The following is a 12,291-nucleotide window of genomic DNA, read 5'->3' on the forward strand; positions in this document are numbered from 1 at the left end:
CCGCCAGGCCGGTCCTTCCGGCCCTGGTCACGACCGTAGGAGCTGCAGCAACGGCAACCACAAGCCCGTAAGCCTCAGAGCCCGTTCAGCGCCAGCTGGGCGCGTCCGTCCCCCAACGCCCGCTCGGACGCGCCCAGTCGGCGGGGCCGCCCTCGAAGGAGACCGCGGGCAGCGCGTACCGCAGCCGCCCTTGCGCGCTGTCCCGCTCCGTGAGCCAGGGCTCCGGATCCCAGCCGGGCTGCGCGTCGGAGGCGTCGGAGGCCTTGTCGAGCCCGTTGACCAGCCACGCCGCCGTCTGGGTCAGGGCGAGCTCCACCAGCCTGGCCCTGCCGTCGTCGTGCTGCTCGGCCAGCGCCCGCAGCACGCCCGCCGCCAGCAGATAGCCGGTGCCGTGGTCCAGGGCCTGGGCGGGCAGCGCGCCCGGCTCGTCCGCCTCGCCCTCGAACTCGGCGATGCCCGTGGCCGTCTGCACCAGGCTGTCGAAGCCGCGCCGCCCATGCCAGGGCCCGTACGCGCCCCAGGCCGACAGCCGCGCGATCACCAGCCCAGGGCGGCGCGCCGCGAGCGCCGCCGGCGTCAGCCCGGGGAAGCGTTCCAGGGCGCCGGGCCGGTACCCGAGCACGACCACGTCGGCGCTCTCCAGCAGCTCCTCGAAGACCCGCAGGCCGTCGTCGGCCCCTAGGTCGAGCAGGGCGGACCGCTTTCCCATCCCCGTGTCGTCGTGCGCCTCCTGACTCTCCGGCAGCCCCGGCGAGTCGATCCGCAGCACGTCCGCGCCCAGCAGCGCCAGCGTGCGGGTGGCGACCGGCCCGGCGAGCACCCGGGTGAGGTCGAGGACGCGCAGCCCGGCGGCCGGAAGCAGCGCGTCCCCGGCCGGCTCGGGCAGCCTGCGCGGCGGCTGCGGCGCGTCCAGCCCCTCCACCGGCGCGCTCGTCAGCAGCGGCCGGCCCGCCGCCAGACGTCCCTGCGGGTGCGCCGCCCACTCCTCCAGCCCGCGGGCGGCGACGGCCAGACCGCCCGCCGCGTACGCCCTCTCCTCGACGTCCGCGGCCCCGAGCGCGCCGATCGCCGCGCCGAGCGCCTCGGAGCCCGCGTCCGGCGGCAGATCGAGGGCGGCGAGCAGCCGGGCCCGGTGGTGCGGATAGTTGGCGTGCGTACGGACGAACCCGTCGGCCGCCCGCCAGAAGCGCGACAGCGGAGCGAACGTCGTCGGGGCCCGGCCGTCGACCCGCACCAGCCGGTCGCTGAGGAACGCGGCGGTCACCGCTCCGGCGTCGACCCGCACGGCCGGCACGGCGCCGCCGGTGCGCCGGGCGGCCAGCTCGGCCGCGGCCAGCGCGCAGACCGCGACGGCGGAGCGCGCCAGCTCCAGCACGGGCAGCCGGGAGGGCAGTCCGCCCGTGCCCTGGTGACGTACCCGGTCGAGAAGGGCGGGATCGCCGCCGAGTGCCGCCCAGGCGTGGGCCGTTCCGCTCTGTGAGGCATGCGATGTAGTGGCCATGCACGCACTATGGCACTGCGTGCCACGCACAGAGGGCCGGACGCGGAACTCCGCGCCCGGCCCCCGAAGGTGCGATTACCGGCGAACCGCGTCCAGGGCGTCGGCGACGCCCGTTCCGTAGAAGCCGTTGTCGCGCTTGGAGCCCTCGCAGACCGCGTCGACGACGCCGTCGCCGTTGATGTCGTACGGGTTGGTGCAGGCGGTGTCGTCGGCCTGCTTGTAGAGCAGCGCCTTGACCGCGGCCGGGGAGGCCGACCGGTGGGTCGACTTGATCAGCGCGACGACGCCCGCGACATGCGGAGACGCCATCGAGGTGCCGGCCTTGTAGCCGTACTTGCCGCCCGGAAGCGTGGACAGGATCCGGCCGTCCGTGGCCGGGGCGTCCGGCTTCTGGAACGCGGTCGAGTCGCCGCCGGGAGCGGAGATGTCGACCACGCCGTGGCCGTAGTTGGAGTACGAGGACTTCAGGTTCTTCGCGCCCAGAGCGGAGACGGTGACGACGCCGGGTATCTGGGTCGGGATGTCCAGGCACTCGCGCGGGTTGACGATCCGCTCGGCCGGAGTGGTGTCGTTGGGGCTGCTGGTGTCGGTGAGCTGGTCCGCGGCGAGGTCCATGCGGGAGTTGCCGGCTGCCGCGACGTTCACCGCGCCCTTGCGCTCCGCGTAGCGGATGGCCCGCGCGTGGGCGTCGATCAGGGCCTTCTGATCGGCGTCGTTCTTGCAGTTGAACAGCCACGGGTCGGTGTAGTAGCTGTTGTTCGTCACGTCGACGCCGTGCTCGGCGGCCCACACGAAGCCGCAGACGACGGCCTCGGTGTAGAAGAAGCCGTCGGGCTGCGACACCTTGATGCCGGAGACCTTCACGCCGGGAGCGACGCCGGTGACGCCGACGCCGTTCTTGGCCGCGGCTATGGTGCCCGCGACGTGCGTGCCGTGGTCGCTCTCGTCCGGGCCCGGACGCCAGGCGCCGTCCGCCGTGTTGGGCACGCCGCCCACACAGCTGACCGACGCGCCGCGGTCGAAGTTCGGAGCGAGGTCCGGGTGGGTGTCGTCGACGCCGGTGTCGATGACCGCGACCGTGACCTTCTTGCTGCCCAGCGACTTCTGGTGGGCCTTGTCCGCCTTGATGGCCCCCAGGTCCCACTGGAGGGGCTCGAGCGGGTCCTGGTCGTCGCCCGCCTTCGCCGCCGCCGACTGGGCCTCGGCGGCGGTGAGCGGACGCTCCGACTCGATGGCCGTGTCGCCCGCGGCGGCCAGCGGGGCCGTACGCGTGGCGCCGGCCGACTGAACGCCCCTGACCGTGCGGATCGTCTTGGCGAAGTCGGGGTTCTGCGAGTGGACGACGATGACGCCTATCTGGTCGTAGGCGATCACCGCCGTGCCGCCGGCCTTGGCTATCGCCTTCTTGACCGCCTTGGCGGTTCCCTGCCCGCCGTCGACGTTCACCACATAGGACAGCTTCGGACCGTCGGTCCGGACCGCGGCCGGCGCGCTCTCGGCCGGAGCGGCCGAGGCCGCGCCCGCCGGGAGGAAGCCGAGCGAGGCCGTGAGCGCCAGACCGGCAGGCAGAGCGAGTGCGCGCCGCCGTCTGGATCCCAGATGAGCCATGGGTTCTCCACATCATCCGTGTCAACCGCCCAGACCCCTGTGAATGGGCGGGTACATGACCAGCGAAGCTATCGCTGATCATGCGGCCCCTTCAATGAGTTGGGGGAAGAAATCGGAAGCAAAAAGGCCGATGTTGAACCGGTGCGGCGCGCTCTCCGTGCCGTTGTCAGGGGGTGGAGCAACATCAACACCCCCGACAGTGAGGACCCCCCATGACCCTGCCCACCGCACCCGTGTCGCGAGGAGATTCCGTGGCCACCGATGCACCGCCGCCCCCCGGCGTAACGGACGCCAGCCCCGCTCAGCCCACGACGGAGGCCTTCGTCGAGATGCAGGAGAGCGCCGAGTTCGGCGAACTGCGCCGCGCCTACCGCTCCTTCGCCTTCCCCCTGACCGTGGCGTTCATCGCCTGGTACCTGCTGTACGTGCTGCTCTCGAACTACGCCGGCGGCTTCATGGGGACCAAGGTCTTCGGCAACATCAACGTCGCCCTCGTCTTCGGCCTCGCCCAGTTCGCCACCACCTTCCTCATCGCCTGGCTCTACTCGCGCCACGCCGCGGCCAAGCTCGACCCGAAGTCCGAGGCGATCAAGTCCCGCATGGAGGCCGACGTATGAGCGCCGCGTACGCCGCACACCCCGCCGTCCAGCTCGCCGCCGAAGGGGCGAGCGAGCACCGGCCGCTGATCATCACGCTCTTCGCGGCCTTCGTCGTCGCGACCCTGTTCATCACCGTGTGGGCGGGACGGCAGACCAAGAGCGCCTCCGACTTCTACGCGGGCGGCCGCCAGTTCACCGGCTTCCAGAACGGACTCGCGGTCTCCGGCGACTACATGTCCGCCGCGTCCTTCCTCGGCATCGCGGGCGCCATCGCCCTCTTCGGCTACGACGGCTTCCTGTACTCCATCGGCTTCCTGGTCGCCTGGCTGGTCGCGCTGCTGCTGGTCGCCGAGCCGCTGCGCAACTCCGGCCGCTACACCATGGGCGACGTGCTGGCCTACCGCATGCGCCAGCGCCCGGTCCGCACCGCCGCCGGCACCTCGACCATCGTCGTGTCGATCTTCTACCTGCTGGCGCAGATGGCCGGCGCGGGCGTGCTGGTCTCGCTCCTGCTCGGCATCACCAGCGACGCCGGCAAGGTCGCCATCGTCGCGCTCGTCGGCGTGCTGATGATCGTGTACGTCACCATCGGCGGCATGAAGGGCACCACCTGGGTGCAGATGGTCAAGGCGGTCCTGCTCATCGCGGGCACCCTGCTCATCACCTTCCTGATCCTGCTGAAGTTCGACTTCAACCTCTCCGACCTGCTGGGCACCGCGGCCTCCAACAGCGGCAAGGGGTCGGCCTTCCTGGAGCCCGGCCTCAAGTACGGCGCGACGGGCACCTCGAAGCTGGACTTCATCTCGCTCGGCATCGCCCTGGTCCTGGGCACCGCGGGCCTGCCGCACATCCTGATCCGCTTCTACACCGTGCCCACGGCCAAGGCCGCCCGTAAGTCCGTGAACTGGGCCATCGGCATCATCGGCGCGTTCTACCTGATGACGATCGTGCTCGGGTTCGGCGCGGCCGCGCTGCTCAAGCCCGGCGACATCATCGCCTCGAACAAGGCGGGCAACACGGCGGCGCCCCTGGCCGCCCTGGAGATCGGCGGCGGCTCCGGATCCACCGGGGGCGCGATCCTCCTCGCGGTGATCTCCGCGGTCGCCTTCGCCACCATCCTCGCGGTGGTCGCCGGACTGACCCTGGCGTCCTCGTCGTCCTTCGCGCACGACATCTACGCCAACGTGATCCGCAAGGGCAAGGCCACCGAGAAGGAGGAGGTCCGCGCCGCCCGCTGGGCGACCGTCGCCATCGGCGTCGTCTCCATCGGCCTCGGCGCCCTCGCCCGCGATCTGAACGTCGCCGGGCTGGTCGCCCTCGCCTTCGCGGTCGCCGCGTCCGCGAACCTGCCGACGATCCTCTACAGCCTGTTCTGGAAGAGGTTCACCACGCAGGGCGCGCTCTGGTCCATCTATGGCGGTCTGACGTCCTCGGTGGTGCTGGTGCTCTTCTCGCCGGTCGTCTCCGGCAAGCCCACCTCGATGTTCAAGAGCATGGACTTCTACTGGTTCCCGCTGGAGAACCCGGGCATCGTCTCGATCCCGCTGGGCTTCCTGCTCGGCTGGCTCGGCTCGATCCTGACCAAGGAGAAGGCCGACGCCAGCAAATACGCCGAACTGGAGGTCAAGTCCCTCACCGGCATCGGCGCCCACTGACTGGGCTGTCGCACCAGTCCGCGCGGCGGCCGTGTCGTAGAGTCCTACGACACGGCCGCGCCTCTCCTCGTGACAATCGGGCCCCTTCGTCGTCATACGTCTGGCGTAGGCTCGAAACCAATCAGTTCCGCGAATAGGGGAGGGGGCCCACCGTGCTCGTCGACACCTATGGCCGTGTGGCCACTGACCTGCGCGTTTCTCTCACAGACCGGTGCAATCTGCGCTGTTCGTACTGCATGCCGGAAGAGGGCCTGCAGTGGCTCGCCAAGCCCGATCTGCTCACCGACGACGAGATCGTCCGGCTGATTCGCATCGCCGTGAGCGACCTCGGCGTCACCGAGGTCCGCTTCACCGGCGGCGAGCCGCTGCTGCGGCCCGGCCTGGTCGGCATCGTCGAGCGCTGCGCCGCCCTGGAGGCCCGCCCCAGGATGTCGCTGACCACCAACGGCATAGGCCTCCAGCGCACCGCCGTCGCCCTCAAGGCCGCCGGCCTCGACCGGGTCAACGTCTCCCTCGACACCCTGCGGCCCGACGTCTTCAAGACGCTCACCCGCCGCGACCGCCACAAGGACGTGCTGGCGGGCCTGGCAGCCGCCCGCGACGCCGGCCTCACCCCGGTCAAGGTCAACACCGTCCTGATGCCGGGCCTGAACGACGACGAGGCCCCCGACCTGCTGGCCTGGGCCGTCGACCAAGGCTACGAGCTGCGGTTCATCGAGCAGATGCCCCTCGACGCCCAGCACGGCTGGAAGCGCGACGGCATGATCACCGCGGGCGACATCCTGCAGTCGCTGCGCACCCGCTTCACCCTCGCCCCGGAGGACGACGCGGCGCGCGGCTCCGCCCCCGCCGAGCGCTGGACCGTCGACGGCGGACCGCACCGCGTCGGCGTGATCGCCTCGGTCACCCGCCCCTTCTGCTCCGCCTGCGACCGCACCCGGCTCACCGCCGACGGCCAGGTCCGCACCTGCCTCTTCGCCCGCGAGGAGACGGACCTGCGCGCCGCGCTGCGCTCGGACGCGCCGGACGCGGAGATAGCCCGCATCTGGAAGCTGGCGATGTGGGGCAAGAAGGCGGGCTCGGGGCTGGACGACCCGTCGTTCCTTCAGCCCGACCGGCCGATGTCAGCCATCGGAGGCTGAGCCGGCGCCCTTCTCCCACTCCTCGAGCGTCACGACGTCCTTGAGGAAGCCGCGCAGACCCAGGAAGTTCGAGAGGTGCTCCCGGTGCTCCTCGCACGCGAGCCAGGTCTTGCGGCGCTCGGGAGTGTGCAGCTTCGGGTTGTTCCAGGCGAGGACCCAGACGGCGGCGGCGCGGCAGCCCTTGGCGGAGCAGATCGGGGTTTCGTCACTCACTCTTGCGTCTCTTACGTCCGTACGGGAAAGACGGCCACGGCCACAAAGGCGACGCCGAGCAGCCACGGGGGGAGCTGCCCGGCGTCGGTCCGTCGCTCCGACGGGGGATGCGGAGCGCACAGAAAGTATGTCACGGGGAACGGGGTGTCGTGCACTGGAACTTCACGATTGATCTGAGCTTTTCTTGAGCTGGCCAGGCCGTGTGGCATCAGGTCTGTTCGCGCTCGGGCGGCCGCTCGGAGGCGTCCTGTTCGAATACATCGGCGGGCTGTGCGGCTTCCGGCTCGGGTTCCGCAAAGGGGCGCTCGTCGACCGGCTCGATCATCGGGCGGGTGGGCGCGGGGACGAACGTGGACGGCAGCGAAGGGGCGTTCTCGCGGCCCGCGTTGGCGATCACCACGGAGATGTAGGGGAGGAGGATGCCGAGCACCAGGGCCACGATCGCCACATGGCGTTCGACGTTCCACAGGACCGCGGCGAGGATCACCGAGACGGTCCGCACCGACATGGAGATCACATAGCGGCGCTGCCGGCCGCGCACGTCGTCGGCGAGTCCCTGGCGGGCGCCTGTGATCCGGAAGACCTCAGTGCCGCCGTGCTTCCGCATCACGTTCCACCACCGTTTCCCTGCCGGACGCTCCCAGGTCCGGACAGCTTCCACGGTACGCCCGCGCTGCGACGCCTACGAGAGCGGGTCGGCGTCCGCCTGCGTGCGCGCCCTGCGCCGTAGCGCGTACGGCCCTGCCCGACATGCGCTGTATGGCCCCTGCGCCGACACTGACGGAGTAACTGCTCACGCGGAGCCGTACGAGGAGGCAGGCCATGGGCTGGTTGTGGGCGATCATCGTGGGATTCGTGCTCGGTCTGATCGCGAAAGCGATCATTCCCGGTAAGCAGCACAGTCCACTGTGGCTGATCACCATCTTCGGCATCGCCGGCGCGGTCCTCGGCAACTGGCTCGCGGTGGCCTTCGGCATCGGCGAGACCGCGGGCATCGACTGGGGCCGGCACGCGCTGCAGCTCGGGGCCGCCGTGCTGATCGTGTTCCTGGGCGACATGGCCTACAGCTCGATCCGGGGCAGCAGACAGAAGGCCTGAGCGGGCGGGGCCGGCGCGGTCCCGCCCCACGAACCCTCGACGAACGGCTGCGGCCGGGCGGGCACGATGCCCACCCGGCCGCCGCCGTGTCCGCCCCGAGGGGCCGCCGTCAGCCGGCGGCCACCTCGACGGCCGCCAGGTTCTTCTTGCCCCGGCGCAGCACCAGCCAGCGGCCGTGCAGCAGGTCCTCGGACGAGGGCACGGCGTCCTCGGCGGCGACCTTCGCATTGTTCACGTAGGCCCCGCCCTCCTTCACCGTGCGGCGGGCGGCGGACTTGCTCGCCGACAGACCGACCTCCACGAGCATGTCCACGACCGGGACCAGCTCGCCGACCCGGGCGTGCGGCACCTCGGCGAGCGCGGCGGCCAGCGTCGCCTCGTCCAGCTCCGCCAGCTCGCCCTGCCCGAAGAGCGCCTTGGACGCGGCGATGACCCCGGCGCACTGCTCCGCGCCGTGCACCAGCGTCGTCAGCTCCTCGGCCAGCGCGCGCTGGGCCGCGCGGGCCTGCGGACGCTCCTCGGTGAGCTTCTCCAGCTCCTCCAGCTCCGCGCGGCTGAGGAAGCTGAGGATGCGCATGTACGTGGAGATGTCCCGGTCGTCCACGTTCAGCCAGAACTGGTAGAACGCGTACGGCGTCGTCATCTCCGGGTCCAGCCAGACCGCGCCGCCCTCGGTCTTGCCGAACTTCGTGCCGTCCGACTTGACCATCAGCGGCGTGGCCAGAGCGTGCACCGAGGCGTGCGGCTCCAGTCGGTGGATCAGGTCCAGACCGGCCGTGAGGTTGCCCCACTGGTCGCTGCCGCCCTGCTGGAGGGTGCAGCCGTGGCGGCGGTACAGCTCCAGGAAGTCCATGCCCTGGAGCAGCTGGTAGCTGAACTCGGTGTAGCTGATGCCCTGGTCGGACTCGAGCCGGCGGGCGACCGAGTCCTTGGTCAGCATCTTGTTGACGCGGAAGTGCTTGCCGATGTCCCGGAGGAACTCGATGGCGGACATGCCCGCCGTCCAGTCCAGGTTGTTGACCATGACCGCGGCGTTGTCGCCCTCGAAGGAGAGGAACGGCTCGATCTGCGCGCGCACCCGCTCGACCCAGAGCGCGACGGTCTCCGGGTCGTTCAGCGTCCGCTCGGCGCTCGGCTTCGGGTCGCCGATCTGACCCGTCGCCCCGCCCACCAGCGCCAGCGGGCGGTGGCCCGCCTGCTGGAGCCGGCGCATGGTGAGGGCCTGCACCAGATGGCCCACATGCAGGCTGGGGGCCGTCGGGTCGAAGCCGCAATAGAACGTGACGGGACCGTTCGCGAGCGCCTTGCGCAGAGCGTCCTCGTCAGTGGACAGGGCGAACAGCCCGCGCCACTTCAGCTCGTCGACGATGTCCGTCACGTTCGTGTCTCTCCTTGAACGAATCTGATGGGTGACCTCAGTCTATGGGTCACACGCCCTGGCTCACCGAGCTCATGTTGAAGTCGGGAATCCGCAGCGCCGGCATCGCGGCCCTGGTGAACCAGTCGCCCCACTCGCGCGGCAGCGTCTTCTCCGTGCGGCCCGCCTCCGTGGCCCGGGAGAGCAGGTCGACCGGCGACTCGTTGAACCGGAAGTTGTTGACCTCCCCGACGACCTCGCCGTTCTCCACCAGATAGACGCCGTCCCGGGTCAGCCCGGTCAGCAGCAGCGTCGCCGGGTCGACCTCGCGGATGTACCAGAGGCAGGTCAGCAGCAGCCCGCGCGCGGTCGCGGAGACCATCTGCTCCAGCGAGCGCTCGCCGCCCGCGTCCATGATCAGGTTCCCGGCCCCGGGCGCGACCGGCAGCTTCGTCAGACCGGCGCTGTGCCGGGTGGTGACCAGGTGCTCCAGCTTTCCGTCCCGGATCCAGTCGGTCGCCGCCAGCGGCAGGCCGTTGTCGAAGACGGAGGCGTCGTCGCCGGAGGAGTGCGCGATCACGAACGGCGCGGACTCCAGACCCGGCTCGCGCGGGTCGCTGCGCAGGGTGAGCGGCAGCGGGGAGAGCGTCTCGCCGACGCGGGTGCCGCCGCCCGGCTTGGAGAAGACCGTGCGGCCCTCGGAGGCGTCCCGGGCCGCGGCCGACCACAGCTGGTAGATCAGCAGGTCGGCGACCGCGGTGGGCGGCAGCAGCGTCTCGTACCGCCCGGCGGGCAGGTCGATGCGGCGCTCGGCCCAGGCCAGGCGCTGCGCCAGCTCGGCGTCGAGCTGGGCGGGGTCCACGTCCTTGAAGTCCCGCGTGGAGCGGCCCGCCCAGGCGGAGCGGGAGTGGCCGTCGGCAGCCGCGGGGGCCTTGGCGTTCAGCTCCAGCGTGCCGTTGGGCTGGTCGTGGCGCAGACGCAGACCGGTCGAGGCGCCGAGGTAGGTGGAGGTGAGCTCGTGGTTGGCGAAGCCGTACAGCTCGCGCTTGCCGGCCCTGGCCCGCGCGAAGGCCTCGCCGAGCGCGGGCGCGAAGTCCGCGAAGACGGTGGAGTCCGTCTCGGCGGGCGCGTCCGTGAAGTCGGGCGACGCGGGGACCGAGTCGATCAGCGGCTGGGCGTCCTCGGCGGGCCCGGCGCCGCGCGCGGCGGCCTCGGCGGCGCGCACCAGCGGCTCCAGGTCGTCCGCGGTCACGGCGGACCGGGACACGACGCCGGACGCGGCGCCCTCCTTGCCGTCCACGGTGGCGATCACCGTGAGGGTACGGCCGCGGGTGACGCCGTTGGTGGTCAGCGCGTTGCCGGCCCAGCGCAGATTGGCGGAGGACTGCTCGTCGGCGATGACAACGCAGCCGTCGGCGGCCGACAGCTCCAGGGCCCGCTCGACGATCTCGTGCGGCTTGCTGATGCGGCTCATCGGCCGGCCTCCTGCGTGATGGTGAGACGGTGCGTGCCCAGAGGAAGCCCCTCGGACCCCCAGGCGACTGCGCGAGAAACGCGCGTCGGCCGGCGAAGTGCGCGGCGAGCGCTCATCGACCCGCCTCCTGCGTCGTGTTGAGGATGTTCACACCGCGGAACAGCGCGGAGGGACAGCCGTGGGAGACCGCCGCGACCTGGCCCGGCTGGGCCTTGCCGCAGTTGAACGCGCCGCCCAGGACGTACGTCTGCGGCCCGCCCACCTTGTCCATCGAGCCCCAGAAGTCCGTCGTCGTCGCCTGGTAGGCCACGTCCCGCAGCTGGCCGGCCAGCCGGCCGTTCTCGATGCGGAAGAACCGCTGCCCGGTGAACTGGAAGTTGTAGCGCTGCATGTCGATCGACCACGACCGGTCGCCCACCACGTAGATGCCGCGCTCCACGCCCCCGATCAGGTCCTCCGTGGAGAGGCCGCCCGGGTCCGGCTGGAGCGAGACGTTCGCCATCCGCTGCACGGGCACATGGCCCGGCGAGTCCGCGTACGCGCAGCCGTTCGACCGCCCGAGCCCGGTCAGCTTCGCGATCCGCCGGTCCAGCTGGTATCCCACCAGCGTGCCGTCCTTCACCAGGTCCCACGACTGCGCCTCGACGCCCTCGTCGTCGTACCCGATCGTGGCCAGGCCGTGCTCGGCCGTCCGGTCGCCCGTCACATTCATCGCCGACGAGCCGTACGCGAGCTTCCCGAGCTGGTCGAAGGTCGCGAACGAGGTGCCCGCGTACGCCGCCTCGTACCCCAGCGCGCGGTCCAGCTCGGTGGCGTGGCCGATCGACTCGTGGATGGTCAGCCAGAGGTTGGACGGGTCGACCACCAGGTCGTAGCGGCCCGCCTCGACGCTCGGCGCGCGCATCTTCTCCGCGAGCAGCTCCGGGATCCGCCCCAGCTCCCCGTCCCAGTCCCAGCCCGTGCCGGTGAGGTACTCCCAGCCCCGCCCGACCGGCGGCGCGATGGTGCGCATCGAGTCGAACTCGCCGGTGGACTCGTCGACGGCGACCGCGGTCAGCTGGGGGTGCAGCCGCACCCGCTGCTGGGTGGTGACCGTGCCGGCCGTGTCCGCGTAGAACTTGTTCTCCTGGACGGTGAGCAGCGAGGCGTCGACATGGGCGACGCCGTCCGCCCCCAGCAGCCGCGCGCTCCACTGCGCGAGCAGCCCGCTCTTGTCCTCGTCCGGCACGTCGAAGGGGTTGATCTCATAGGCGGAGATCCAGGTCTTGTCCGAGTGCACCGGCTCGTCCGCCAGCTCCACCCTCGCGTCCGAGCCCGCCGCCGCGATCACCTTCGCCGACAGCTTCGCCATGGCGACCGCCTGGCCCGCGACCCTGGCGGCCGCGTCCATGGTCAGGTCGACCCCCGAGGCGAACCCCCACGAGCCGCCGTGCACCACCCGCACCGCGTATCCGAGGTCCGTGGTGTCCGAGGACCCCGCGGGTTTCGCGTCGCGCAGCCGCCAGGAGGCGCTGCGCACCCGCTCGAAGCGGAAGTCGGCGTGCTCGGCGCCGAGCGCACGGGCTCGGGCGAGTGCCGCGTCGGCGAGCGCCCTCAGCGGCAGTGCCGTGAAGGCTTCGTCGATGGAATGAGGCACGGATGTCT

Annotated in this window: 11 protein-coding genes; 4 read left to right on the forward strand and 7 right to left on the reverse strand. The window is 71.3% G+C overall.

The genetic code is table 11. From position 1 onward, the window contains the following. Positions 1 to 85 precede the first annotated feature (85 nt). Together AB0M39_RS16230 and AB0M39_RS16235 are read right to left on the reverse strand one after the other, a co-directional pair. Positions 86 to 1,501: a CoA transferase gene (locus AB0M39_RS16230; RefSeq protein WP_365364621.1), complete on the reverse strand. Its 1,416-nt coding sequence runs from the start codon at positions 1,499 to 1,501 to the stop codon at positions 86 to 88. 75 nt (positions 1,502 to 1,576) lie between these two features. After that, a complete protein-coding gene (locus AB0M39_RS16235; RefSeq protein WP_365364623.1) occupies positions 1,577 to 3,109 on the reverse strand; it encodes a S8 family serine peptidase in 1,533 nt (510 codons plus the stop codon). 251 nt (positions 3,110 to 3,360) lie between these two features. Between AB0M39_RS16235 and AB0M39_RS16240 the strand changes: the two genes are divergently transcribed. From AB0M39_RS16240 to moaA, 3 genes are all read left to right on the forward strand, one after another. After that, complete coding sequence (locus tag AB0M39_RS16240) at positions 3,361 to 3,726, forward strand: DUF485 domain-containing protein (RefSeq protein WP_365364625.1); 366 nt, start codon at positions 3,361 to 3,363, stop codon at positions 3,724 to 3,726. Next, positions 3,723 to 5,363, forward strand: a complete 1,641-nt coding sequence (locus AB0M39_RS16245; RefSeq protein ID WP_365364627.1) for a cation acetate symporter — start codon at positions 3,723 to 3,725, stop codon at positions 5,361 to 5,363. The genes AB0M39_RS16240 and AB0M39_RS16245 overlap by 4 nt, the downstream gene beginning before the upstream one ends. A gap of 152 nt (positions 5,364 to 5,515) precedes the next feature. Further along, positions 5,516 to 6,505, forward strand: coding sequence for a GTP 3',8-cyclase MoaA (gene moaA / locus AB0M39_RS16250; RefSeq protein ID WP_365364629.1), 990 nt, complete (start codon positions 5,516 to 5,518; stop codon positions 6,503 to 6,505). On the opposite strand, the gene AB0M39_RS16255 is transcribed toward moaA, so the two are convergent. Both AB0M39_RS16255 and AB0M39_RS16260 read right to left on the reverse strand, forming a co-directional pair. After that, positions 6,488 to 6,718 (reverse strand): hypothetical protein, encoded by a 231-nt coding sequence (locus AB0M39_RS16255; RefSeq protein ID WP_365364631.1) that lies wholly within the window; start codon positions 6,716 to 6,718, stop codon positions 6,488 to 6,490. The genes moaA and AB0M39_RS16255 overlap by 18 nt on opposite strands. Before the next feature lie 208 nt (positions 6,719 to 6,926). Next, entirely contained in the window at positions 6,927 to 7,325 is a 399-nt protein-coding gene (locus tag AB0M39_RS16260; RefSeq protein ID WP_365364693.1) for a DUF3099 domain-containing protein, read from the reverse strand. 215 nt (positions 7,326 to 7,540) lie between these two features. On the opposite strand from AB0M39_RS16260, the gene AB0M39_RS16265 reads away from it, so the two are divergent. Continuing rightward, complete coding sequence (locus tag AB0M39_RS16265; protein WP_365364633.1) at positions 7,541 to 7,816, forward strand: GlsB/YeaQ/YmgE family stress response membrane protein; 276 nt, start codon at positions 7,541 to 7,543, stop codon at positions 7,814 to 7,816. A 109-nt stretch (positions 7,817 to 7,925) separates the two neighbouring features. Here AB0M39_RS16265 and tyrS read toward each other — a convergent pair whose 3' ends face one another. The 3 genes from tyrS to AB0M39_RS16280 form a co-directional block, all read right to left on the reverse strand. Then, positions 7,926 to 9,194, reverse strand: a complete 1,269-nt coding sequence (gene tyrS / locus AB0M39_RS16270; protein ID WP_365364635.1) for a tyrosine--tRNA ligase — start codon at positions 9,192 to 9,194, stop codon at positions 7,926 to 7,928. Positions 9,195 to 9,243: 49 nt separating this feature from the next. Beyond that, positions 9,244 to 10,647, reverse strand: a complete 1,404-nt coding sequence (locus tag AB0M39_RS16275; RefSeq protein ID WP_365364637.1) for a metallopeptidase TldD-related protein — start codon at positions 10,645 to 10,647, stop codon at positions 9,244 to 9,246. Positions 10,648 to 10,759: 112 nt separating this feature from the next. Then, entirely contained in the window at positions 10,760 to 12,283 is a 1,524-nt protein-coding gene (locus AB0M39_RS16280; RefSeq protein WP_365364639.1) for a TldD/PmbA family protein, read from the reverse strand. Between the last annotated feature and the right edge of the window lie 8 nt (positions 12,284 to 12,291).

It is taken from the genome of Streptomyces sp. NPDC051907 (assembly GCF_040681075.1).
GTDB lineage: Bacteria > Actinomycetota > Actinomycetes > Streptomycetales > Streptomycetaceae > Streptomyces.

What these genes read in the sequence shown, in the direction of transcription:
- AB0M39_RS16230 (WP_365364621.1), bottom strand. Translation starts at nt 1,501, where the DNA reads ATGGCCACTACATCGCATGCCTCACAGAGCGGAACGGCCCACGCCTGG.
- AB0M39_RS16235 (WP_365364623.1), bottom strand. Translation starts at nt 3,109, where the DNA reads ATGGCTCATCTGGGATCCAGACGGCGGCGCGCACTCGCTCTGCCTGCC.
- AB0M39_RS16245 (WP_365364627.1), top strand. Translation starts at nt 3,723, where the DNA reads ATGAGCGCCGCGTACGCCGCACACCCCGCCGTCCAGCTCGCCGCCGAA.
- AB0M39_RS16260 (WP_365364693.1), bottom strand. Translation starts at nt 7,325, where the DNA reads ATGCGGAAGCACGGCGGCACTGAGGTCTTCCGGATCACAGGCGCCCGC.
- AB0M39_RS16265 (WP_365364633.1), top strand. Translation starts at nt 7,541, where the DNA reads ATGGGCTGGTTGTGGGCGATCATCGTGGGATTCGTGCTCGGTCTGATC.
- AB0M39_RS16275 (WP_365364637.1), bottom strand. Translation starts at nt 10,647, where the DNA reads ATGAGCCGCATCAGCAAGCCGCACGAGATCGTCGAGCGGGCCCTGGAG.